The organism is Pantoea sp. AS142, from assembly GCF_037152305.1.
Lineage (GTDB): Bacteria > Pseudomonadota > Gammaproteobacteria > Enterobacterales > Enterobacteriaceae > Pantoea.
Genome location: NZ_JBBCMO010000007.1, coordinates 50,878 through 72,826, shown reverse-complemented (window position 1 = coordinate 72,826; position 21,949 = coordinate 50,878). Strand labels below are relative to the sequence as shown.

Here is a 21,949-nt window from a genome sequence, read left to right as displayed (position 1 = left end):
CCCCTCACCACTTCGACACTGTTCTGAGTCTGCCCGCCTTTTGTGCGTTATGGCAGGTCGTTATTTTTCGTTGCTGGAGAACACCCATGCGCGCCTGGGTTTTATTATCACTCGCTATTATCACTGAAATTATTGGTACCCTTTTTATGAAGTGGTCCAGCCTCAACGGCAGTCATTCAGGCTACCTGATGATGCTGGGCATGATTGCCTGTTCATATATTCTGCTGAGTTTCGCTGTCAAACGTATCGCCCTGGGCGTGGCTTATGCCCTGTGGGAGGGGACTGGCATCATGATGATTACCTTGTTCAGCGTGCAGCTGTTTGGTGAAGCGCTGTCAGCATTGAAAATCTGTGGGCTGATGACGCTAATCATCGGGATTGTTCTGATTAAAACCGGCACTCAATCATCAGTGGAGGTTAATCATGGTCATCAGTGATTTCGTGCATGCGGCCTGGCTGGCGCTGGCTATCGTGCTGGAGATTGCCGCCAACATATTCCTTAAATATTCTGATGGGTTTAAGAAACCGCTACACGGTCTACTTTCACTCGGCTGTGTCCTGCTCGCGTTCAGCGCTCTCGCCCAGGCGGTCAAAGGGATCGATCTGTCGATCGCCTATGCGGTCTGGGGCGGTTTTGGGATTATCGCCACGGTCGCGGCCGGATGGGTGTTATTTGGTCAGCGGCTTAACCGCAAAGGCTGGGCTGGTCTGACCCTGCTGCTGGCAGGTATGATCTTGTTAAAACTGGCTTGATCGGCACTCTCAATCAGTAATATTGGTTAAGGGTGTGCCATTGCACGCCCTTAACTTCCTGTGCTTTCCGCCCTTTCCTGGATGATTTTCCCCTTTTATCTGCGTTCGGAATCTTCTTACTTTTGTAAAGGCCCGTTTACATATCTGTTGCCTTGAGGCTTAGTGAGCCCCGATAGTCGGATAAAAGCGAGGAATAGTTATGTCTGCAACACGAGGTTGGTCTACGGAGCTGGAGGGATTACGCGGCATTGCTTCTCTTTGGGTACTTGTTGGCCATATCAGCTTACTGGTTCACTGCCACATCACGCTTATTTCATCGCCTGGCATCGGGGTGGATCTGTTTATTCTGTTATCAGGTTATCTGATGGCGAAAAACTACGTCGAGCGTCAGCAGAAAGAGCCGTGGCGCAGCGCGGAAACCATCAAGACGTTCTGGATCCGCCGCTTCTTCCGCATCGCCCCACTCTACTATTTGCTGTTGATCATCGCCCTGATTTATGGCCCGTGGTTTGGCGAGATGCGTGACACCATCGCTCATTTCTATTCCGGCACCGCCACTGAGTCGTCACGTTACACTGACCAGTCGCTGGCAAACATCCTGACCCACTTTAGTTTTCTGTTCGGCCTGCTGCCCGAGTATGGATTTAATACCGTGCTGCCTGACTGGAGCATCGGGCTGGAGATGCAGTTCTATCTGCTGTTCCCGTTCATTATGCTGGTGACGCTGCGCTTTGGTTATGCGGCCTCATTAATTGGCATCATGGCGCTCTGCTGCGCCGGTCGATATGTGCTGGCGGATTATTATGAGGCGTTTGAGATGCCTTCAATGATCCTGATTAAGCTGAACATGTTCCTGTCGGGCATGCTGCTGGCCGAAGCAATTCGCCGTAAATCCCTGTTGTACGTCGCCTATGCGCTGCTCGGCCCGGTCGCCAGCGTGGCGATGGGCCTTGGCGCGATTAAGCTTCAGGTGATTATGGAAGTGCTGATGATCGTCGGTATGGCGGCCATTCTGTGGCAATATCCGCAGGGTAGCATGCGGGCTCAGTTGATTGCCCTGCCGCGTAAATTACTGAACAACCGTCTCAGCACCTGGCTGGGCGACGTGTCGTTCTCAGTCTACTTACTGCATCTGTTGATTGTGATTCCGCTGATCGCGCTGCTGCTCAATCATACGGACCTTGAGCTTAAGAGCGACCTGATGCGCTTTATGATTGTCTGCGTTTTTGCTATTCCAGTGACCTACGCGCTGGCTTCCTTACTCTATAAGTATGTTGAGAAGCCCGGCATTCAGATTGGTAAGCGCGTGCTGAAACCAAAGCTGGCCGATCAGACCAGCTAAGTTTACGGGTAATCGATTTTTGATTGAAAAGCCCCTCATGGGGCTTTTTTATTGCTTCTGAAGCGGTTTACCAGCCCTGCACTGGCATTGCTGAACTGGCTTTGCCAGCACACCGGCTGAGGTGAACTACACTTTGCCGGTTAGCAATCTGACTCAGAGGAGAGAACAGGAACATTCAGCATCTGCTGTTGTCCAGTGACGGTGGCGCGGTGATCATTGAAGCAGGTCAACTCGAAAATGAGCTGGTTATCCCGCCCCATCGGCAGACCCTGACCGGCGGTGAAGCTGACAGCGATAACGGCCAACGGGTGGCGGTAACAAGGCATTACTGTAAGGGACGCTACTACGCGGTTGCCCTTGATCGCCCCGCGGCCAGCAATGAAATTGATGACGTGATCGACCTGCTACACCCTGCCCCGCTTGATTAGTCTTTGTCGGACAGAAGTCAGGCATGTTCAGCTTGAATTCACGGGGAAAAGCTCTGTATTGCCGGTACACGGCTACTACATTTTCAGAAGAGGATAAAAATCATGCAAAAGAAGAAGTGGTTTGTTTCCTACGTGATTAAGCCAAACGGTGAAAATCATGTCACGACTCACGCTTTCATTGAGGGCGACGATGTTGAGGAGGCGCTGGAAGCCTATCTGTTCGAAACCAAAAAAAGCCTGTCTTTGAAAACTGAAGAGTTGACTCTGCTTTCGGTGAGCCTGGTATAACCTCTGTTCAACCTCGTGATTGCGGGGTTTTTTTATGCTCTGCCGGAAGGGAACGCGTGGACAGGGGAACTGTGCGAATGCGATGCATCTGACGCGTCACTGAATAAAAACGGGCATTTTGCGATTCGGGTTTTGCGGCTTCTGCTGTTCTGCTGTTCTGCTGTTCTGCTGTTCTGCTGTTCTGCTGTTCTGCTGTTCTGCTGTTCTGCTGTTCTGCTGTTCTGCTGTTCTGCTGTTCTGCTGTTCTGCTGGTAAGGTTTGGCCAGGCGCAGCCGTCAATCAAACGTTTACCTATTTATATTATTTATATTATTTATAATTTCCCTGGTGCGGCAGTCAGCTACTTAGTGGGGTAAGGCCAGGCGTGATCCATGCCAGTGGTTGACATCAGGCCGGTCACAACCAGATACGCCAGAATCAGGACAAACAGCACAATCGCTGCAATTTCAATGGATTTAAGTAAATGATGCTTAGCCATAAACAATGCTCCTTCAGATGTGTGTAATCAGACTTCACCTCATAAAGTATAATGTTACCGGTAAAGTGCAAGCGAAATCACATCATGAAACATAAAGAATTTCTTATTGATTCTTTAGCGGAATGTGCTCTTCAGAGTGTAGATGGCGGGAATTGATCTTAAAAAGATAAAAAAGCCCGCACCAGGCGGGCATCTGCGATTATCAGCACATTTTATTTCGCAGGCTGATCGCTAAAATCGATCACCATTCTGCCGCGGATCTTACCGTGAATCATCTCATCAAAGATGGTATTGATCTCACCAATCTTCCTTTTGGTCACCTTCGGCACCACCTTCCCTTCTGCCGCAAACTGGAATGCTTCGGCCAGATCATTACGCGTACCGACCAGCGATCCCACCACTTGAATCCCATCAAGTACCAGACGTGGAATGTTGAGGCTCATCGCTTCCGGCGGCAATCCGACGGCTACGACCCGACCACCGGCTCTGACCGCATCTACCGCGGAGTTGAACGCCGCTTTGGCAACTGCCGTTACTACAGTTGCATGCGCCCCACCGGTTTTCTCCTGAATAAAGCGAGCCGCATCTTCGCTGGCAGAGTTTACGACCAGATCGGCTCCCATCTCTTTCGCCAGTGCCAGTTGCCCATCACTCACATCAACGGCAATCACCTTGGCGTTAAAGACGTTTTTGGCATATTGCAGGGCGAGATTCCCCAGCCCCCCAAGGCCGTAAATCGCCAGCCACTGACCCGGCTTTACCTCTGATACTTTTACCGCTTTATAGGTGGTGACACCGGCGCAGGTGACACTACTGGCGGCGTAAGGATCGAGTCCGTCGGGGACTTTGACCGAGTAGTCGGCAACCACGATACACTCTTCAGCCATGCCGCCATCCACGGTATAACCGGCATTGACCACCTCTCTGCAGAGCGTTTCATTACCGGCGTTACAGTATTCACAGTGCCCGCAGCCCTTGAAAAACCAGGCAATGCTGGCTCGATCGCCAGGCTTGAGTGAGGTGACATCCGGGGCGACTTCCACAACGATACCGATACCTTCATGACCCAGCGTCACGCCGGTTTTATCGCCAAAGTCACCGTTTTTCACATGCAAATCGGTATGACATACGCCACAGCATTCCATCCTGAGCCGTGCTTCACCGGTTTTGAGAGGACGCAATGTCTTCTCAACCACTTCAACCTGGTGTTCACTATTCGCAATTGCTGCTTTCATAAATGTTCCTCCATTTGATTGTAGGTTCAGAATAAGCCAAACCGGGATGATAACAAGATAACAGATAAGCTTTAGGTGCGGGGTGGGCAGGTTATTGCGGCTTTTGCGAGTAGCGTCAATTTTGAGATGAAGACGCGTTTAACCGGTTATCATCAGCAAAAAGCCTACCCCTTACGCCAGCAGCATGACCGTTTCAGAGTGGCGCGAGCAGAAGCGTCGCACCCGTGAATTTCTTAAGGGAATGGAGCGGGAAGACGAGGAAGGCAACCGCATCAGCCTGATTGAGAAATACGACGGCAGTGTGGCCAACCCGGCGATCCGCCGCTGCGAACTGATGACCCGTATTCGCCGTTTCGAAAACATCTGCAATGAAATGGGCTTCATCGGCGAGTTCTACACGCTGACCGCCCCGGCGCGCTATCACGCCACAATCAAAACCGGGCATCGTAACCGTAAATGGAACGGTGCCAGCCCGGCCGACACGCAGCGTTATCTCTGCAGCATCTGGCAGAAAATCCGCGCCAGGCGGCACCGCGAAGAAATTCGCATCTTCGGGATCCGCGTTGCCGAACCTCATCACGATGCAACCCCGCACTGGCACATGCTTATGTTAATGCGCCCGGAGCAGGCTGAGCGCGTGTGCGAGATTATGCGCGACTACGCCTGCCAGGAATACGCGACCGACAAGGCCCGCTTTCATGCCGAAGCTATCGACCCGGAGAAAGGCAGCGCAACGGGTTATGTTGCTAAATACATTTCCAAGAATATCGATGGCTACGCGCTCGACGGCGAGACGGACGACGAAAGCGGCAAAGACCTGAAGGAAACCGCCTCGGCCGTTTCCGCCTGGGCGGCACGCTGGCATATCCGGCAATTCCAGTTTGTGGGCGGCGCGCCGGTCACAGTTTACCGCGAGCTGCGCCGCATGGCAGACAGCGAAACTGCGCATGGCCTTAGCGTCGAGTTTACGGCCGCGCATGACGCAGCCGATGCAGGAGATTGGGCCGGATACGTTAACGCGCAGGGTGTCCCGTTCGTACGCCGTGACGAGCTGGCCGTGCGTGCCTGGTATCAGGCTAGCGAAGACGTGAATGAGTACGGAGAGGAAACCGTGCGTATCAAGGGTGTTTACGCAACTGAAGTGTGTGACGCCCCCCCCATCCTCCCCCGTCTGGCTCAGTGGAAAATTGTTCCGAAACGTGCCGTTGATTTGGGTTTTGAATTTAAGGACGCGTCCGCGTCCACGGCGTTCTGTCAATAACTCTACGGGGCCGCAGCGCCGACGGTTAGAGCTGGAACTGAAAGGCAGGGTTTTTAACAGGAGTGAGTAAGAAATCAGGCTACTGGTCGGTGGCTGTAGCCTGAATGCGGGTTCATAAATGCGGCTTTTTACCTTAGTGGACGATTACAGGAGGATGACCATTGGTGACAGTAATTTTTGCTGCACGGAATATGGCAATTTTTCCAGTTAATGAGTGGCATTGGCACTCGTATAGTTTAGGCAGACCGATTAAATTGGGAGCCGCTTTCACTATAACCTTTTGGTCTTTATGATTTTTAGCGGAAGGGCTTTGTGAGACTAATCTTAATGTGAGGTAAAGAAGCCTTTCACAAATTGTCAGTAAAACCATACTTTGTTTATATACAAATCGTTGGGTTTGCGAGGTATAAATGGCAGACGATGTACAAGAATGGGTGATGATTGAGCGCTTGGGGCTGATCGCGCGGCTAACCACGGAGGGCATTTGTAAAGAGCGTGACAGAGGGATTGCGCTGAATTTAATCGCTGAAATCGCGGCTAATTACACGTTATCTGATAATCAATTTTCGGTCGCTTTTTCGGCCGTATTGTTTGAATGTTAAGCCTTCCGGATATCAGAATGTCATTAATACCATTTATTATACTTAATATATATATAAGAAACGATAATTATCCATAATAAGCTAAGAAGTGCTGCATAGCTCGGGATAAAGCGTACAAATACATATATACCTGCTCCAATAATTGCGACAGGTATCAAATAGAAAAATGACTGGATTAACCATAGAATTGCACGCTTCATTTACGTAAAATCTCATACAAAGCATCTGCGATTTTTTCTTCGTTATTATCTCCAGAATTCACCTGGTGAATTATTTCAGACATTTGAGGCTCAATAAGAAAGTAAAGCATTTCAAGGTTTTCTTTGCATAGAGCCTGATAATATGAACAATCCTGGAATTTAAGCCTGTTTGCGGCTGATGCGGCTACTTGTGCTTTGGCATAAAGTGTTGTCGCGTTCACAAACCATGTTGAGAACGAATTAACTAGTCTTATATGGTTTTTTTTGCAGTCGGCGCTGCTAAGCACTAAGTTGGCAATTGTGAAGGATAGAGCTAGCTTGCTGGCTTTAGCAGATGCATGATCTGCCGCTTTGCCTAACAATTTTTTAATGTGGGACACAAGGTTATTGCTTTTTTCATTGCCAAGCCTTGTTAAGATTTTACGGAAGTAAATTTCAACAATATCCAGAGCTACATCGTTTCTTCTATATATCTCACCTAAAGAAAGAACTAACCTTTTGTCCTCTCTCCAGGTATCAAGACATGAACTACGATAATATTCATTCGGGACAAGACATGAACCATAATTGATAAGCCGTTGCCCACCCAACTTTACCTTTTCAATAGTAGATAAATGATCTGCATGGATGTCATTAAGTGAATTTGTTAATGCAATAGCTAATTGCTTATTGGCCTGCATTTTCAATTGCAAATAGGGTTGTGACATACCTTGTTTCCTTGTTGTATCATTTATACGATTTTTGATCATATTCGCCAACAAGGGCAAGAAAGAAGATGGGAAAAACAAAAAAAACGCTAATTTATGTTCCGGTTGTTATTGTTTTTTTTCTAATTATACCGGAGATAATTCTTCGTGTATTGACGCCTGAACAGCTTGCAAGGGTGAGTGATTTCACAAGCTTAGGGGGGCTCTTAAACCCTTTACTCTCCCTAATAATTTTTTTAGGCCTTTTCTCCGTCATTTTGGCTGTTCTCACTGTCTCTACAGTGAGCAAAATTTATCGATTAAGATCACGCTCTAAGAGCAAGTGAATCCTGGTATTACCGATAATCAGCTTTGGCAAAACTATGCATGCATTGGGTGCATTATTCTGCATGCATTTCCTACTCTCATTTCCGCTGTTTCCGGCCTGTTCCGGAGCGGTTTCGATGGCTCGATGTAGCTGCATCATAAACGATGCATAATGCGGGCAGGCGTGGCCGGAATAGCTTGCGCGCGCGGGGGCAAACATGTATGCGGAAGCGGCACGGAGGCGCACGCAATGGTTTGATGAGATATAAACGGTAAAGATAATCTGAGCCTCGTACATCGGGCCTGAGAGCGGCAGATGAGGTATGGCACTGACCGGAATCAATATGATAAAGTTTTGACCAACACGGTTAACCATGTAAGGGAATAATATGGATACAACTGAGCAGTTAAACGGGACTTACTTCTATGGCGGGCTTACTAACCTTACCCCGGGAGAGCTTTATTTCTGGATTATGATTGATGTGACCGCTGAGCACTTCACCGGTGCAAAAGATATCATCGCGATAGCTGCCATTTACTCGGGGCAGAACACGATTAACGTGTCAGGAAAATTAAAGGGTGCCTGGAAAGGTACCTCTTATGCGTCAGTCTATTCTCGCAAGCTGTTACGCGACTACCGTCTGCCGTTCAGGTTGCCCACGTGGATACAAAACCCTAAAAAACCATTTCAAATTAAAATGTTAATGACCCATAAATTGGGAACATTCGTCGGTCGCACAATTCCGGTTTTAGGATGGGTAATTATGGCCGCTGATGTAGCGGAGACAGGCTGAAAAACTACGGTAAAATACAACCTTATTGCCCATAAGGACGACAGAATATGGTGAGTGAGGATATAGAGAAGGCAGTATTTGCGCTGGTTGAAGATTATAACGGCAGAAGCTTGTTCACATTAAAACGTTACAAGCTTGAGCTGGACACTGATCTGAACAACGACTTTCGCATGGATCCCATTGACGCTTATGAATTGCTTGAGCGTTATGCTGACAGTTTTCGCATTGACCCCGGTACCATCTCTTTTAACGACTATTTCCCGGAAGATTTCACCACACCACATGATCCGCTTACTCTCCGTCTGTTGGTTGAGTCTGCACAGGCCGGGCGCTGGTTGGGTAAATAACTAACGCCTGCACAGGCAGGCGTTACATCCTCACTTTGTTGCCGCTTCCAGTGAATAAGAGCGGAACGTGATCACCTCTTCGCCCAGCCAGTTATTGGATGCGGACGCGGCAGACGGGCGCAAACACTTAAAGCCCATGCTGGCTGATGGGTTCGCCGGAATTGCCGTGGCTCACATTGACCAGACCCAGGAAACAGACGCTAAATTCCTGACGCGACTCGCCACGCTGTACGGTGCGGTTGCAGCTGTGAAGGCCGGGCGGCTTGTGTTTATAAAGCCCGGTAACGGCGTCACCGCCAGCGGAAAGTCAATCCCGCAGATGACTATCACACGGCAGGATGGCGACCGGCACAGCTTCAGCATTGCCGACCGTGGTGCATACACCGGCGTCTCGGCAAGCTGGCTGCATACCAAAGACCCTAAGCCGAAAAAGGTAAAGGTGAAGCGCAAGCCAAAGGTAAAGCATCTGCGCGCGCTGGAGCACCCTGCGGCTAAAAAGAAAAAGACGACCGCGACCAAAACACCGGAGGCCAGAGGGGGCGATTATCTCGCAGGGACTGAAGACAACATTTTTACGCTGACGACCGTGTATGCGACGAAAGCGGCAGCGATGCGGGCAGCTAAAGCAAAGTGGGATAAGCTGCAGCGCGGCGTCGCTGAGTTCTCGCTTACGCTCGCGATGGGACGTGCCGACCTGTACCCGGAGACACCGGTCAGGGTGAGCGGCTTTAAATCCGTGATCGATGTGCAGCCGTGGATTATCAGTAAGGTGACGCACAGTCTGAGCAGTAGTGGATACACAACCACGCTTGAGTTTGAAGTGCTGCTTTCAGATATTGAATATCAGTCAGAAACAGAGGGTGAAACGGAAACGGCTTAATTCGGGTGTAATTTGCAAAACGTGATTTGCATATTCAAACTAAGTGGCTCTCCCCTGCCCTTTTTGAGGATATTGATGATGATGCACTGCCCTTTATGCCAGACAGCAGCTCACGCAAAAAGCAGCCGCTATGTATCAAAAGAAACAAAAGAACGTTATCACCCGTACCAGAATATTAATTGCAGCTGCACATTCAAAACGCACGAGACCGTGACTGGAATGATTGTCTCGCCTGGGCAAATCAATAAGGTGCCACTCTACACCAGCCAGCAGCAACCTTCCCTTCTGCATTAATTTAGCCCGCTCAGCGGGCTTTTTCATGTTTGAAAATCCATAATCAAACATTGAATGCTGTTTTTATATACAGTAATTTAATCCCCTTTTATCAAGGGGGCTGCATGGCAATAAGGAAATTAAATACAGGTAAGTGGCTCTGCGAGTGCTATCTCAATGGAAGGGATGGTAAACGAGTGAGACGACAGTTCAGGACCCGAGCTGAAGCCATTGCCTTTGAGCAATACACTCAGGACGAAATGAAGGCTAAACCCTGGCTGGCTGAGAAAGAGGATAACCGCAAGCTTAGCGAACTTATCGAGCTATGGTACAAACTGCACGGTTGCGCGCTAAGTGACAGAAAAGGCCGACTCGGCAAACTCAATATTATTTGCAATGGCATGGGAAACCCCGTTGCTGCCTCTATCACTTCGAAGGATTGGGCACATTATCGGGACAGGCGTTTACAGGGCCTCATACAGAACGGATACAAAACCAGTGATAAATCGTTAAAGGTCTCACCGGGTACTATTAACTGTGAACATGCATTCCTTCGCGCTCTTTTTAATGAGCTGGAACGGCTTGGCGAAATCAGCTACCCCAACCCACTTAAAAATATCCGCGAGTTTTATCAGCCTGAGAAAGAAATGGCATGGTTGACTGAAACCCAGATACAAAAGCTTTTTGCTGCCTGCAAAGTTCACGATAACCCTGATCTGACGCTGATTATCAAAATCTGCCTTTCAACCGGGTGCCGGTGGAGTGAAGCCGCGAATCTTAAAGCCTCACAATTGTCTCCAAATAAAATCACTTTCATCAATACCAAAGGCAAAAAGAACCGCTCGGTACCCATCGACAACGCCCTGTATAACGAATTAAAAGACAAAGAGGGCCGTTTTTTTGCAGAGTGCTATCGCCAGTTTTATCGGGTCATTCGCCTGGCCGGTATTGAATTACCCGAAGGCCAGATGAGCCATGTACTGCGCCATAGCTTTGCCAGCCACTTTATGATGGCCGGAGGAAATATCATCGTGCTGCAGCGTATTCTCGGGCATTCCGACATCAGGGTAACGATGCGTTATGCGCACTTCGCGCCCGACCATCTTGAAGATGCAATTCGCTGCAATCCGCTGGTGTTGATGGCGAAGAAAAATGGCGACGAAGTGGCGGCACAGGTTCCAGCAGAGTAGAACAGAGGGCAACAGGATGGGATTTAACTAATTGATTTTACTGTAACATAATGATTTTAAATGCCAACCAAAAAAAGACCGAATACGATTCCTATATTCGGTCCAGGGAAATGGCTCTCCAGGAGCCGTGCGCTAAAAGTTGGCATTTATGAAGGCGATATCGCCTTGCCATTTAACATTAGAACAGTGCAGTGGATTTGCCAGCAAACAGGCGGCGCAGAGCCATAAACCGGATCACTTTGTGATCGCAACGGCAAAAAAGAGGGGCTGGGTGCAGCCTGATGCTGCACCCGAGAGGTTTATTTACCGCACAGCGCCTGGGTGCGTTCAACGATCGGCTGCAGGCTCATCATCTGGCCCGGATGGGCTTTATCTTCACTCTGGATTACACTAATCGGCTGCGCTTTGACCTGTTTATTTTTTAATAGCTGGTCTGCGATGTCGTTTAGCGGGTATTGCATCAGCGTGCTCGGATTAATGGCAAACATCGCACCCTCTTTCTCGCAGGTCAGCATCACCTCTTCACGGTTAAACGGCCACTTCTCTTTACCGATCTCAAAGCGACTGACGGTAATGATTTGTGCCGCCAGCGCCTGGCCGCATACGGTAAACAGCAGGATTGCGGGGATCACTTTCTTCAGCAACATAACTACCCTTCTCTCTCTTAAACCACATTCAGGCTGGCGACAGCGTGGCAAATACGCTGACCAGCCCAACCACTCCACACGCCAGCAGCAATTCGAACTGCGTCATGCGAATAAATTTTTGCTGCGTCCCGCTACCCGCCAGGCGGAATCGCGGCACCAGCCAGTATCGATTAAACAGCGCCACTAGCACCATCAAAGCAACCAGCAGCCCCTTGCACAACAACAAGACAATGTAGCGTGAATCGTGCCACATCAGCGGCCATCCTGCGATCATCAGGCTGTTTATTACGCCGCTCAGGAGCGTCAACGCCACCGCCAGATGCCCATAACGCGAAAAACGCATCATGGTACGAATTGCGTCGGTACGGCGATCTATCTGACGCGATTCCCGCATCAACAGCAGCAGTGGCAATAATCCGCCCGCCCAGAACGCCGCCCCAATCAAATGCAGCGCATGATTGATCTGCTGGAACAGGCCGGGCCAGCCATCACGCATTGCGGCATGTCCAATCAGGGCCATGCAGGTCAGTTGCAGCACGCCTGCTAGCAGTAGCACCTGCTCTCGCAGCCTTCCGGTCAGTAACCCTCCGGCAACGGCCAGCATGCTAAACAGGATTTCCCATTGCCACACCACACCGAAATGTGTACCCAGCACAGCCAGCCAGATGTCGAGTTCGGCCAGGTGAGTACTGTCGCCGCTCATCAGCACATTCTGGCAGGCCAGCATCGCCAACGCACTGAGCAGTGCCAGCCAGGCGCTGCCTTTCACCAGTGACTCCAGACAAATCGCTAATCGTGGACGAAAGCGTCTGGGAGCCAGCAATGCGCTGTAACAGGCGCTGCCGGTCAGCAACATCACAGAGGCAAAATGCAGGGCGCGCAGCAGTATCCAAAAGGTGGTCACAAGGTTACTTCACGCTAAAGCGATAGCTTCCTGCGGTTTTATGTCCATCCACCGACAGCACATGCCAGTTAACCTGATAACTACCCGCTTTCAGAGGCTGAGGCAGGCCGACAATCAGCCGGTTTTTCTGGCCAGATTCAACGCGGGCTTTGGCGGTTTCGACGGGCTTCTGTGCACTATCCAGCAGCGTGACGCCGCTGAACGCCGCTTCAATATCTTCACTGAAGTTCAGTGTCAACGCATCGGTGGATGTCGTTACCTGCGCTTTGGCCGCCGGAACGGAAAACTGGAGATGAGCGTGCGCCGCCGCTAGCGAGCTGAATGCCATCAGTCCGGCTGTCGCCAGCGCAATAACCCTACCGGAAATCTGTTTTTTCTGCATAAGATCATCCTTTTAAGCGCGGTTGAGGCAATAAACGTGGCAAAAGGATACGCTGCTGTATTTGCACTGTCGAGGCCGGCAATGCGATCCTTTATCCTTGATTCAGACCGACGAAAACATTACTTTTGCCCGCTATCATCAGGAGAAAATTATGAGCCACAACCTTGCCCTGTTGTCCCAGGAAGAGAAAGACAAGATAAATGTCGATTTGGCAGCCGCGGGCGTGGCGTTTAAAGAGCGCTATAATATGCCGGTCGTCGCCGAGATGGTGGCGCAGGAGCAGCCTGAAGCGCTGCGTGACTGGTTTCGTCAGCGTCTGATGCAATACCGCCAGGCCTCACTCAGCCTGTCGCGCCTTCCTTATGAACCGAAGATGAAGCAATGATGTTTCGCGTTATTGATACCGAAACCTGCGGACTGCAGGGCGGCGTGGTCGAAGTTGCGTCAGTGGATGTGGTCGACGGTCAGATTGTCAATCCGATGAGCGATCTCATCCTGCCCGACCGCCCTATCAGCCGTCAGGCGATGGCGGTGCATCGCATCACCGAAGCGATGGTTGCCGGGAAACCAACCATTGAAGAGGCAATCCCGCGCTATTATGGCAGTGCCTTTTATGTGGCCCACAACGCCAGCTTTGATCGCCGGATGCTGCCGGAAATGTATGGGGAGTGGATCTGCACCATGCAACTGGCGCGTCAGCTCTGGCCGGGCATTAAATATGGTAACCAGGCACTGCGTCATTCGCTGAAGCTGGATGTCACACCGCCCGCTGATCTGCATGCACACCGTGCGCTCTATGACTGCTATGTCACGGCGGCGCTGTTGATACGTATTATGGAGGCCTCCGGCTGGAGTGCCTCCGAGATGATTGTGCGCTCACAACCGGCGGCTCAGCGCGATGATGTTCTGCCGTTTGGTAAATACCGCGGCCAGGCGATCGCCCTAGTGGCGAGGAAGGATCCCGGCTACCTGAAGTGGCTGCTGGATAATGTCAGCGATCTGCGCCCGCCGCTGCGGCAGGCGCTACGTAAATACCTGACTGAGCCTCAGTAATCCTGGGCTGACGGCAACGTGCTCTGCGCCAGCCCCAGCAGGAAAGTGTATTCCATCGCGATCCCTTCGTAAGCTTTATAGCGCCCCGACTTGCCGCCGTGACCGGCATCCATGTCGGTGCAGAGCAGCAACAGATTATTATCGGTTTTCATGGATCGCAGCTTCGCCACCCACTTGGCCGGCTCCCAGTACTGCACCTGCGAATCGTGCAGGCCGGTGGTGACCAGCAGGTGGGGATAGGCTTTCACCTCAATATTGTCATAAGGGCTGTACTGACGGATATAGCGGTAATACTCAGGATCATTAGGGTTGCCCCACTCGTCATACTCGCCGGTGGTCAGCGGGATCGACTCATCCAGCATGGTGGTAACCACATCGACAAACGGCACCTGGGCCACCACGCCGTGAAACCGCTGCGGTGCCCGGTTGATCACCCCGCCCATTAGCAAGCCACCCGCGCTACCGCCCATGGCATAGAGCCGTTCCGGATGTCCAATGCCACGAGCTACCAGTGCATCAGTGACATCAATAAAATCGGTGAAGCTGTTCATTTTATTCAGCAGGCGCCCCCCGTCATACCATTGCTGTCCCAGCTCACCGCCACCGCGCACCTGTATCTGTGCATACACAAAGCCGCGATCAAGCAGGCTCAGGCGGCTGACGCTGAAATCCGCATCCAGGGTGCTGCCGTAGGCACCGTAGCCATAGACCAGCATCGGGTTCTGACCGGGCTGATAATGTTTGCGGTGATAGACCAGCGACACCGGCACTTCGGTGCCATCGTTGACTTTGATCCAGTGATGCTCGCTTTTATAATCTTCCGCGTTAAAGCCTTTTACCGCGCTCTGTTTCAGGATGCGGCGTTCGCCGGTATCCATATCCAGTTCAAATAGCGTGGTCGGCGTGGTCATCGACGAATAGCCATAGCGCAGTTTACTGGTGCGCGGCGTGGGGTTGTAGGCCAGCCAGGTTACATAGGTCGGGTCGTCAAAGGCAATCCCGCTGGTTTCGCCGCTGGCCCAGTTGATCTGCCGCAGACTGGTTAAGCCGCGCTGGCGCTCCTCAACCACCAGCCAGTCCCGGAAGAGTTGAAAATCTTCCATTACTACCTGCTCCCGTGCCGGGATCAGCGTTTCCCAGCGTGACTCATCCAGATAGCGGCTGCGATACAGCCCGAAGTTTTTGCCGTCGCGGTTGGAGCGAATGAAAAACTGGTGCTCGTAATGGTCGATGCTGTACTCATGATCGCGGCGGCGCGGCAGAAACACATGCGGCTGCGCGTCGGGGAAGTTCGCATCAATCAGCTGAATTTCGCTGGTGTTGGTGCTATAGAGCGCAATCATGATGAACTGCCTGGAGGTGGTCTTGTGCACGCTGAGATGATAGGTATCATCCTGCTCTTCATAGACCAGCTGGTCGTCAGACTGAGGCGAGCCGAGCTCGTGTCGCCATACCTGATAGGAGAGCAGCGTTTGTGGGTGTTTGCGCACATAGTAGACGGTGCGGGAGTCGTTACCCCAGGCGAAGCTGGATGAGGCGTTACTCAGCACTTCAGGATACCAGCTGCCACTCTCAAGGTTACGGAACCGGATGCCATATTGCCGTCGTGACAGGAAATCTTCCGCCAGCGCCATCACCCGGTTATCGGGGCTGATGTGCAGCGCGCCCATGGTGTAGAAATCGCTGTGCGAAGCGCGCTGGTTGGCGTCCAGCAGCAGGCTCCACTCGCCCGACTCATCGCTCGCTGCGGGCTGGCGGTAATAGGCAGGATATTCATTGCCGCTCTGGTAGCGGCTTTGATAACGGTAACCGTTTTTTACATAAGGCACCGAGTGATCTTCAGGCGGCAGGCGATCGATAATCTCTTTTAGAACCCGGTCCTGCAGTGGCTGCTGCGAGGACATAATTTTTTTGCCGTAATTGTTTTCGGCACGCAGGTAATCAAGGACCTCGCTGTTTTCTCGTTTGTCGTCGCGCAGCCAGTAATAATTGTCCACGCGGGTCTCACCATGCAAGGTCATCTCATGGGGTATTTTTTTTGCGATGGGTGCTTTCATCCATCCGTCTCCGTCAACGTAATGATCTGTAAGCGTAACACTTCAACAGCCGGAAGCCAGACATAGGGTGAGAAGCTGCCGCCAGCCGAGCACATCCTGTGACCCGCCGGCGGAGTATCGGAGCGATTAGCGGGCAGGCAGACGGGCTTTTTCAGCCTCAAGATCCTGCTGAATGCCGTCACGGACATCCTGCGGGATTTTCAGCGCGTCACCCAGCGCGGAGAGATAGCTGCGTTCCATGAAGTGATCAACGTCGATGGCAGCACAGCTCAGGAAGTAAAGCTCCAGCGCTTCTTCCTCGTTTTTTACATCGGCGGCGAGCCATTGTGGATCCAGCGGGCGGTTCATCGCTTTCTGAATCAGCTGTTCTGCATCCTGACCGTAACCGGACTGATGAATATTCTGCTCAATGGCTGCCCGCTCCTGATCGTCAATATGTCCGTCGCTTTTCGCGGCAAACACCAGCGCCGTTACCAGGCGTTCCGCGCGCAGGTCGATGGGCGTCTGCGCCATGCCAAAGTCAGGCTCATTCTGGTGCGCTTCGCTGACCCGCTGCTTGTATTTGTTCCACAGCACCGCGCCTGCCGCCGCACCACCCCCCATGATCAGCGCTTTGCCACCATATTTTGTCAGCAGTTTGCGCGACGACTTGCTGGCAATCAGCAGACCGGCCAGACCGCCCAACGCACCCGGTGCCAGCATATCGCTTAGGCCACCGCCCGATTTACCCTCACCGCCTTTCTTCGCCAGTACCGATTGAATCTGTTGCAACCAGTTATTCATCATCCACGCCTTTTTAAGATGTCAGTTCGCTATCCTGACGAAAAGGATGTCAGGAAACGTCAGAGCGGGAAAAGTAAGGCAAACAGCGATGCCAGACAGACGAAAGATGAGAACGCAAACGTTTTCGTTTATACTTGCGCGCGAATTTTGACTGTTTAGGTGAATGTATGACGACTCTCGGAACAGCGCTGCGTCCGGCAGCGACGCGCGTGATGCTATTGGGTTCAGGTGAACTGGGTAAAGAAGTGGCGCTGGAGTGTCAGCGTCTGGGGGTGGAAGTGATCGCGGTTGATCGTTACGCCGATGCCCCGGCAATGCATGTCGCCCATCGAAGTCATGTAATTAACATGCTGGATGGCGCAGCGCTGGCTGCGCTGATTGCTGAAGAGAAGCCTGACTTTTTGGTGCCGGAAATTGAAGCCATCGCCACGAATACGCTGGTTGAACTGGAGCAGCAAGGCCAGCGTGTGGTACCGACCGCCCGTGCCGCACAGCTGACTATGAATCGCGAAGGCATTCGCCGTCTGGCGGCTGAAGAGTTGTCACTGCCGACGTCACGCTATCGCTTTGCCGACAGCAAGGCGCGCTTCGATGAAGCAGCGACAGAGATCGGCTTCCCCTGCATTGTGAAGCCGGTGATGAGTTCATCCGGCAAAGGTCAGAGCGTTATCCGCGACGTCAGCCAGCTTGATAAAGCCTGGGACTATGCGCAGCAGGGTGGCCGTGCCGGTGCCGGGCGCGTCATCGTTGAAGGGGTCGTCGACTTTGATTTTGAGATCACCCTACTGACCATCAGCGCAGTTGATGGCATACATTTCTGCGCGCCTATTGGTCACCGTCAGGAGGATGGCGATTATCGTGAGTCCTGGCAACCGCAGCAGATGAGTGAAGTGGCGCTGCAGCGGGCACAGGATGTTGCCGCGCAGGTGGTTAAGGCACTGGGCGGCTATGGCTTGTTTGGTGTTGAGCTATTTGTCTGCGGTGATGAGGTGGTATTCAGCGAAGTGTCGCCGCGTCCACACGACACCGGCATGGTGACGCTGATTTCGCAGGATTTGTCGGAGTTTGCGCTGCATGTGCGGGCGTTTCTCGGTCTGCCGATTGGCGGGATTCGTCAGTATGGCCCGTCAGCGTCCGCTGTTATTCTGCCGCAACTCACCAGCCAGAATGTGCAGTTTATGAATGTCGACGCGGCGCTGGGCGCCGGTCTGCAACTGCGTCTGTTCGGCAAGCCGGAGATCAGTGGTCAGCGTCGTCTGGGCGTGGCACTGGCCAGCGGTGACAGCATCGAACAGGCGATTGCGCGTGCGGTTGCCAGCGCCGCAGCGGTCACGGTTCAGGGGTAAAGTTATGGCGGTGAGCAGATGCTCACCGCCATAACTTACGTCGCGCCTTCGACTGCTTCGCGCGCCAGGCGGGTAATGCGATCCCAGTCGCCGACTTCCAGCGCGTCGTGGGGCACCAGCCAGGAACCGCCGATGCACAGCACGCTTTTCAGCGCCAGATAGTCACGGTAGTTGGCCGGAGATATGCCACCGGTCGGACAGAAACGCACCTGCGGGAAGGGGCCACCAATCGCCTGCAGCGCTTTAACGCCGCCATTGGCTTCTGCCGGGAAAAATTTAAACTCACGCAAACCGTAGTCCATACCGGTCATTAGTTCAGAAACGGTGCTGATGCCCGGAATCAACGGAACCGGTCCTTCAACGGCGGCTTTCAGCAGTGACTCAGTGACGCCCGGGCTGATAATAAATTGCGCACCGGCATCGGTCACTTCCTGTAACTGCTGCGGATTAATCACCGTTCCTGCACCGACGATTGCATCCGGCACTTCTTTGATCATCGCACGTAAGGCGTCCATCGCTACGGGCGTGCGCAACGTGACTTCCAGCACTCTGACACCGCCTGCCACCAGCGCTTTCGCCATTGGCACCGCATGTTCCAGTTTATTCACAACGATGACCGGCACCACGGGTCCGGTGGTGAGAATCTGTTCAGCACTCGTTTTCCAGTTTTTCATCAGTTCCCCTTGCTTGATAACACCGGGATTGAGACCCGGTCATGGAGCATCGGCTCCTGCCCTGTAAATTGCGTCACTACCATACATGATCCGCTTCCTGAGCGTCTATCATCCTGCTAAAATTTTGAAACAGCAGTTCAATTTTATTCGTCTCGGCTGGTGAGATTTAAAGGCGAAAAAAAAGCCCGCGTTGCGGGCTTCGTCATCATGTCAGTTATTCAAACTCATTCCACGAGCGGCCATCGCGGGTGATCATCGCCACTGAGGCTACCGGACCCCAGGTCCCCGCCTGATACGGCTTGGATGAGTCGCCATCCGCAGCCCAGGCGTCGATAATCGAATCGACATAGGTCCATGCGGCTTCAACTTCATCACGACGCACAAACAGCGCCTGAATACCGCGCATGCTCTCCAGCAGCAGACGCTCATAGGCATCGGCAAGGTGCGACTGGTTAAACGTCTCGGAATAGCTCAGATCCAGCTTGGTGGTCTGCAACTTGTGTTTGTGATCGAGGCCAGGCACTTTGTTCAGGATCTCGATATCCACCCCTTCGTCCGGCTGCAATCGAATCGTCAGCTTGTTTTGTGGCAGCTCTGAGTAGGAATCTTTAAACAGGTTCATCTCCGGATTTTTAAAGTAAACCACGACCTCAGAGCATTTGGTCGGTAAACGCTTACCGGTGCGCAGATAGAACGGCACGCCCGCCCAGCGCCAGTTATCGATATCGACACGAATTGCCACGAAGGTCTCAGTGGCGCTCGACTTATTGGCCCCCTCTTCTTCCAGGTAGCCAGGCACTTTTTTGCCCTGCACAAAACCCGCGGTGTATTGGCCGCGAACTGTTTTCTCACGAACGTTAGTCTGATCGATGCGGCGCAGCGAACGCAGGACTTTGACTTTTTCGTCACGGATGCTGTCGGCGCTGAGATCGGATGGCGGCGACATGGCGATCATGGTCAGAATCTGCAACAGATGGTTCTGGATCATGTCGCGCATCTGGCCTGCTTTATCGAAGTAACCCCAGCGGCCTTCGATGCCGACTTCTTCGGCCACGGTGATCTGGACGTGGTCGATGGTGCGGTTATCCCAGTTATTCACAAAGATAGAGTTAGCAAAGCGCAGCGCCAGCAGGTTAAGCACGGTCTCTTTACCGAGATAGTGGTCAATACGGAACACCTGGCTCTCATCGAAGTATTCGCCAACGCTGTCGTTGATCTCCTGCGAGGTTTCCAGTGAGGTGCCTAGCGGCTTCTCCATCACCACGCGCGCCGGTTTAGCATTCAGTTTCGCGGTGCCCAGTCCCTGACAGATAGCGCCAAAGGTGCTGGGTGGCATAGCGAAATAGTTGATCGTGGTGCGGTTTTTCTGGTCCAGCATCTTGCCCAGTTTCGGGAAGTGCGTGGTGTCATTGACATCGAGGTTACAGAAGTCGAGACGATTGCTGAGTTTGTCCCACAGCGCTTCGTCAATCTTCTCCTTCATGAAGGTTTCCAGCGCTTCACGCACCACTTTGGTGTATTCCGCTTTGTCCCAGTCGGCACGGCCGACACCAATAATGCGGGTTTCCTCGTGTATCTGACCCGCTTTTTCTAATTGGTACAGTGAAGGCAACAGTTTACGGCGTGCAAGATCGCCTTTGGCACCGAAAATCACCAGATCGCATGCCTGGGCTGTTTGTGTTACCGCCATTTTCCTCTCCTCGTTGCAGGATAGTCCGGTGGTGATGCATCCGCTGCCACCGGGTCCAGGTTATTATTTTCTTTCAGCACAATGTACTTTTTTCCCCGCGCCAGGTAAACCGACTCGCCGGGTTAACCGCATTAACTCTGTACCGGATGTGCTAAGCCCGTGTGATGACACGTGCGGATCACCGGTTTTTTCTGTGTCTGTTGGTGTCAGGAAAGTCTGGCACCCGTCAACGTAGCCTAAAAATAGGGGCACCCGACGCGTTCGCCATTGCGCCAGCCAGGTGCTGAAGAGATATAGTCTCTGTTAATCGACTCTGACGACAGTGATAATTGAAATTGATAAAAGCGATAATGGTCATCAACTTATGAACTGGCTGGAAAAAATCGAGGCGCAGTTTGCTGCGCTGAGCAAAGCAGAAAGTCGCCCGACAGATTCTGGCTGCACCCCAGGCGGCGATGAACTCCAGCAGCGCGACACTGCGTGCGAAGCCTGCGTCAGTGAGCCAACCGCCAATCGCATCTGTCACCAACTGGCTGCCCGGGGCTTTCCCGATTTTAAGCCGTAACTGGCTCAGAGCCTGGTGAAAAGCAGCGGCGGGGTCAGCTGTGGCGTAGAGGACCTTGACAGTGTGGAGGACTACAGCCACAAGGTCTTTCGCTCGGCGCTGGCGGGCCTGCAACGGGTTCGGGAGCAGCTTATTAGCGCACATCTGCAACAAGGGGTAACCGTGCCCGCACAGGCCGACAAACTCGTTTTTTCGGCCTGGGTGCCTCTGCGGTGGTGGCACATAACGCCCTTAATCAATTTCTACGCGTTAATCTGCCTGTCATCTGGTCTGACGATATTGTGATCCAGCGCATGAGTTGCATAAATAGTCGAGCCGGTGACGTTTTTGTTCTCCTTTCGCATACTGGACGCACAAAAAATATGGTAGAACTGGCCCGCCTGGCCCGTGTAAACGGTTCCACCGTTATTGCCATCACCTCTCCCGATTCACCCCTTGCCCATGAAGCAGCGATAGCTTTAGCGCGTGATGTACCGGAAGATGCCGATGTCTATTTGCCGATGGTGTCGCGCCTGGCGCAGTTGACCATGATCGATGTATTGGCGACCGGTTTTACCCTGGAATGGGCTACGCCCTTCCGGGAAAACCTCAAACGCGTGAAAGAAGCACTGAAAGCGTCGCGTTACGAAAAGCACCCCCTGCGGGAAAAGGATTAACAGCTAAAAAATTAACATCACATTTACAATGTGAGTCGTATCACAACCCGTCGATCATATAGAATAGCTAACCATGCTGTGTCTACAGACCATGACACACTTATTTGT

General features: G+C 52.2%; 23 protein-coding genes and 3 pseudogenes. 16 read left to right on the top strand and 10 right to left on the bottom strand.

Features of this window, described 5'->3' with window-relative positions; translation table 11 throughout:
- Positions 1–86: 86 nt before the first annotated feature.
- The 5 genes from mdtJ (at position 87) to WFO64_RS13995 (ending at position 2,811) form a co-directional block, all read left to right on the top strand.
- Positions 87–437, top strand: a complete 351-nt coding sequence (mdtJ, locus tag WFO64_RS14015; RefSeq protein ID WP_337012632.1) for a multidrug/spermidine efflux SMR transporter subunit MdtJ — start codon at positions 87–89, stop codon at positions 435–437.
- Positions 424–753 (top strand): multidrug/spermidine efflux SMR transporter subunit MdtI, encoded by a 330-nt coding sequence (gene mdtI / locus WFO64_RS14010; RefSeq protein WP_337012630.1) that lies wholly within the window; start codon positions 424–426, stop codon positions 751–753. Before mdtJ ends, mdtI begins: the two co-directional genes overlap by 14 nt.
- Positions 754–952: 199 nt before the next feature.
- Positions 953–2,095 carry an acyltransferase family protein gene (locus WFO64_RS14005; protein ID WP_337012628.1) on the top strand — a complete coding sequence of 381 codons (1,143 nt, stop codon included), beginning with the start codon at positions 953–955 and terminating at the stop codon, positions 2,093–2,095.
- A gap of 188 nt (positions 2,096–2,283) precedes the next feature.
- Positions 2,284–2,523 (top strand): hypothetical protein, encoded by a 240-nt coding sequence (locus WFO64_RS14000; protein WP_337012626.1) that lies wholly within the window; start codon positions 2,284–2,286, stop codon positions 2,521–2,523.
- 102 nt (positions 2,524–2,625) lie between these two features.
- A complete protein-coding gene (locus WFO64_RS13995; RefSeq protein ID WP_337012624.1) occupies positions 2,626–2,811 on the top strand; it encodes a hypothetical protein in 186 nt (61 codons plus the stop codon).
- Between the two features lie 340 nt (positions 2,812–3,151).
- Here WFO64_RS13995 and WFO64_RS13990 read toward each other — a convergent pair whose 3' ends face one another.
- Positions 3,152–3,289 carry a hypothetical protein gene (locus tag WFO64_RS13990; protein WP_337012622.1) on the bottom strand — a complete coding sequence of 46 codons (138 nt, stop codon included), beginning with the start codon at positions 3,287–3,289 and terminating at the stop codon, positions 3,152–3,154.
- A 212-nt stretch (positions 3,290–3,501) separates the two neighbouring features.
- A complete protein-coding gene (gene adhP / locus WFO64_RS13985; RefSeq protein ID WP_337012620.1) occupies positions 3,502–4,524 on the bottom strand; it encodes an alcohol dehydrogenase AdhP in 1,023 nt (340 codons plus the stop codon).
- A gap of 151 nt (positions 4,525–4,675) precedes the next feature.
- Between adhP and WFO64_RS13980 the strand changes: the two are divergent.
- Both WFO64_RS13980 and WFO64_RS13975 read left to right on the top strand, forming a co-directional pair.
- A pseudogene (locus WFO64_RS13980) lies at positions 4,676–5,804 on the top strand (replication endonuclease); the annotation flags it as partial.
- 391 nt (positions 5,805–6,195) lie between these two features.
- Positions 6,196–6,387, top strand: coding sequence for a hypothetical protein (locus WFO64_RS13975; protein WP_337012618.1), 192 nt, complete (start codon positions 6,196–6,198; stop codon positions 6,385–6,387).
- Positions 6,388–6,583: 196 nt separating this feature from the next.
- On the opposite strand, the gene WFO64_RS13970 is transcribed toward WFO64_RS13975, so the two are convergent.
- Complete coding sequence (locus tag WFO64_RS13970; RefSeq protein WP_337012616.1) at positions 6,584–7,294, bottom strand: hypothetical protein; 711 nt, start codon at positions 7,292–7,294, stop codon at positions 6,584–6,586.
- Positions 7,295–7,989: 695 nt separating this feature from the next.
- Here WFO64_RS13970 and WFO64_RS13965 point away from each other — a divergent pair.
- The 5 genes and pseudogenes from WFO64_RS13965 to WFO64_RS13945 all read left to right on the top strand — a co-directional run bounded on the left by WFO64_RS13965 (position 7,990) and on the right by WFO64_RS13945 (position 11,084).
- Entirely contained in the window at positions 7,990–8,394 is a 405-nt protein-coding gene (locus tag WFO64_RS13965) for an STM2901 family protein (protein ID WP_337012614.1), read from the top strand.
- A 47-nt stretch (positions 8,395–8,441) separates the two neighbouring features.
- Positions 8,442–8,741 carry a DUF1493 family protein gene (locus WFO64_RS13960; protein WP_337012612.1) on the top strand — a complete coding sequence of 100 codons (300 nt, stop codon included), beginning with the start codon at positions 8,442–8,444 and terminating at the stop codon, positions 8,739–8,741.
- Positions 8,742–8,859: 118 nt separating this feature from the next.
- A pseudogene (locus WFO64_RS13955) lies at positions 8,860–9,621 on the top strand (contractile injection system protein, VgrG/Pvc8 family); the annotation flags it as partial.
- A 78-nt stretch (positions 9,622–9,699) separates the two neighbouring features.
- Positions 9,700–9,915, top strand: a complete 216-nt coding sequence (locus WFO64_RS13950) for an ogr/Delta-like zinc finger family protein (RefSeq protein WP_337012868.1) — start codon at positions 9,700–9,702, stop codon at positions 9,913–9,915.
- 104 nt (positions 9,916–10,019) lie between these two features.
- Positions 10,020–11,084, top strand: coding sequence for a phage integrase (locus WFO64_RS13945; RefSeq protein ID WP_337012610.1), 1,065 nt, complete (start codon positions 10,020–10,022; stop codon positions 11,082–11,084).
- A gap of 299 nt (positions 11,085–11,383) precedes the next feature.
- On the opposite strand, the gene WFO64_RS13940 is transcribed toward WFO64_RS13945, so the two are convergent.
- The 3 genes from WFO64_RS13940 to copC are packed head-to-tail and all read right to left on the bottom strand — an operon-like array spanning position 11,384 to position 13,017.
- Complete coding sequence (locus WFO64_RS13940; protein WP_337012608.1) at positions 11,384–11,731, bottom strand: YebY family protein; 348 nt, start codon at positions 11,729–11,731, stop codon at positions 11,384–11,386.
- A gap of 28 nt (positions 11,732–11,759) precedes the next feature.
- Positions 11,760–12,635, bottom strand: a complete 876-nt coding sequence (gene copD / locus WFO64_RS13935) for a copper homeostasis membrane protein CopD (protein WP_337012606.1) — start codon at positions 12,633–12,635, stop codon at positions 11,760–11,762.
- Between the two features lie 4 nt (positions 12,636–12,639).
- Complete coding sequence (gene copC / locus WFO64_RS13930) at positions 12,640–13,017, bottom strand: copper homeostasis periplasmic binding protein CopC (RefSeq protein ID WP_337012604.1); 378 nt, start codon at positions 13,015–13,017, stop codon at positions 12,640–12,642.
- Between the two features lie 151 nt (positions 13,018–13,168).
- Between copC and WFO64_RS13925 the strand changes: the two genes are divergently transcribed.
- Positions 13,169–13,402 (top strand): DNA polymerase III subunit theta, encoded by a 234-nt coding sequence (locus WFO64_RS13925; protein ID WP_337012602.1) that lies wholly within the window; start codon positions 13,169–13,171, stop codon positions 13,400–13,402.
- Complete coding sequence (gene exoX, locus WFO64_RS13920; RefSeq protein ID WP_337012600.1) at positions 13,399–14,070, top strand: exodeoxyribonuclease X; 672 nt, start codon at positions 13,399–13,401, stop codon at positions 14,068–14,070. The genes WFO64_RS13925 and exoX overlap by 4 nt, the downstream gene beginning before the upstream one ends.
- Here exoX and WFO64_RS13915 read toward each other — a convergent pair.
- Both WFO64_RS13915 and WFO64_RS13910 read right to left on the bottom strand, forming a co-directional pair.
- Positions 14,064–16,127, bottom strand: coding sequence for a prolyl oligopeptidase family serine peptidase (locus tag WFO64_RS13915; RefSeq protein WP_337012598.1), 2,064 nt, complete (start codon positions 16,125–16,127; stop codon positions 14,064–14,066). The two genes, exoX and WFO64_RS13915, sit on opposite strands and share 7 nt — an antisense overlap.
- Before the next feature lie 126 nt (positions 16,128–16,253).
- Positions 16,254–16,910: a tellurite resistance TerB family protein gene (locus tag WFO64_RS13910; protein WP_337012596.1), complete on the bottom strand. Its 657-nt coding sequence runs from the start codon at positions 16,908–16,910 to the stop codon at positions 16,254–16,256.
- Between the two features lie 167 nt (positions 16,911–17,077).
- Between WFO64_RS13910 and purT the strand changes: the two genes are divergently transcribed.
- Complete coding sequence (gene purT, locus WFO64_RS13905; RefSeq protein WP_337012594.1) at positions 17,078–18,256, top strand: formate-dependent phosphoribosylglycinamide formyltransferase; 1,179 nt, start codon at positions 17,078–17,080, stop codon at positions 18,254–18,256.
- Between the two features lie 35 nt (positions 18,257–18,291).
- Here the strand turns inward: purT and WFO64_RS13900 are convergent, their stop codons facing one another.
- Together WFO64_RS13900 and zwf are read right to left on the bottom strand one after the other, a co-directional pair.
- Entirely contained in the window at positions 18,292–18,930 is a 639-nt protein-coding gene (locus WFO64_RS13900; RefSeq protein ID WP_337012592.1) for a bifunctional 4-hydroxy-2-oxoglutarate aldolase/2-dehydro-3-deoxy-phosphogluconate aldolase, read from the bottom strand.
- A gap of 214 nt (positions 18,931–19,144) precedes the next feature.
- Positions 19,145–20,620, bottom strand: a complete 1,476-nt coding sequence (zwf, locus tag WFO64_RS13895; protein WP_337012590.1) for a glucose-6-phosphate dehydrogenase — start codon at positions 20,618–20,620, stop codon at positions 19,145–19,147.
- Positions 20,621–20,984: 364 nt separating this feature from the next.
- On the opposite strand from zwf, the pseudogene hexR reads away from it, so the two are divergent.
- Positions 20,985–21,841, top strand: a pseudogene (gene hexR / locus WFO64_RS13890) (transcriptional regulator HexR).
- Positions 21,842–21,949: the final 108 nt, after the last annotated feature.

Excerpts from the sequence above, each read along its gene's own strand:
- mdtI (WP_337012630.1), top strand. The coding sequence starts at position 424 with ATGGTCATCAGTGATTTCGTGCATGCGGCCTGGCTGGCGCTGGCTATC.
- copC (WP_337012604.1), bottom strand. The coding sequence starts at position 13,017 with ATGCAGAAAAAACAGATTTCCGGTAGGGTTATTGCGCTGGCGACAGCC.
- mdtJ (WP_337012632.1), top strand. The coding sequence starts at position 87 with ATGCGCGCCTGGGTTTTATTATCACTCGCTATTATCACTGAAATTATT.
- zwf (WP_337012590.1), bottom strand. The coding sequence starts at position 20,620 with ATGGCGGTAACACAAACAGCCCAGGCATGCGATCTGGTGATTTTCGGT.
- WFO64_RS13925 (WP_337012602.1), top strand. The coding sequence starts at position 13,169 with ATGAGCCACAACCTTGCCCTGTTGTCCCAGGAAGAGAAAGACAAGATA.
- WFO64_RS13995 (WP_337012624.1), top strand. The coding sequence starts at position 2,626 with ATGCAAAAGAAGAAGTGGTTTGTTTCCTACGTGATTAAGCCAAACGGT.
- WFO64_RS14005 (WP_337012628.1), top strand. The coding sequence starts at position 953 with ATGTCTGCAACACGAGGTTGGTCTACGGAGCTGGAGGGATTACGCGGC.
- WFO64_RS13965 (WP_337012614.1), top strand. The coding sequence starts at position 7,990 with ATGGATACAACTGAGCAGTTAAACGGGACTTACTTCTATGGCGGGCTT.
- WFO64_RS13990 (WP_337012622.1), bottom strand. The coding sequence starts at position 3,289 with ATGGCTAAGCATCATTTACTTAAATCCATTGAAATTGCAGCGATTGTG.
- WFO64_RS13950 (WP_337012868.1), top strand. The coding sequence starts at position 9,700 with ATGATGCACTGCCCTTTATGCCAGACAGCAGCTCACGCAAAAAGCAGC.
- adhP (WP_337012620.1), bottom strand. The coding sequence starts at position 4,524 with ATGAAAGCAGCAATTGCGAATAGTGAACACCAGGTTGAAGTGGTTGAG.
- WFO64_RS13915 (WP_337012598.1), bottom strand. The coding sequence starts at position 16,127 with ATGAAAGCACCCATCGCAAAAAAAATACCCCATGAGATGACCTTGCAT.
- WFO64_RS13945 (WP_337012610.1), top strand. The coding sequence starts at position 10,020 with ATGGCAATAAGGAAATTAAATACAGGTAAGTGGCTCTGCGAGTGCTAT.
- exoX (WP_337012600.1), top strand. The coding sequence starts at position 13,399 with ATGATGTTTCGCGTTATTGATACCGAAACCTGCGGACTGCAGGGCGGC.
- WFO64_RS13970 (WP_337012616.1), bottom strand. The coding sequence starts at position 7,294 with ATGTCACAACCCTATTTGCAATTGAAAATGCAGGCCAATAAGCAATTA.
- WFO64_RS13910 (WP_337012596.1), bottom strand. The coding sequence starts at position 16,910 with ATGAATAACTGGTTGCAACAGATTCAATCGGTACTGGCGAAGAAAGGC.
- WFO64_RS13940 (WP_337012608.1), bottom strand. The coding sequence starts at position 11,731 with ATGTTGCTGAAGAAAGTGATCCCCGCAATCCTGCTGTTTACCGTATGC.
- purT (WP_337012594.1), top strand. The coding sequence starts at position 17,078 with ATGACGACTCTCGGAACAGCGCTGCGTCCGGCAGCGACGCGCGTGATG.
- WFO64_RS13900 (WP_337012592.1), bottom strand. The coding sequence starts at position 18,930 with ATGAAAAACTGGAAAACGAGTGCTGAACAGATTCTCACCACCGGACCC.
- WFO64_RS13960 (WP_337012612.1), top strand. The coding sequence starts at position 8,442 with ATGGTGAGTGAGGATATAGAGAAGGCAGTATTTGCGCTGGTTGAAGAT.
- WFO64_RS13975 (WP_337012618.1), top strand. The coding sequence starts at position 6,196 with ATGGCAGACGATGTACAAGAATGGGTGATGATTGAGCGCTTGGGGCTG.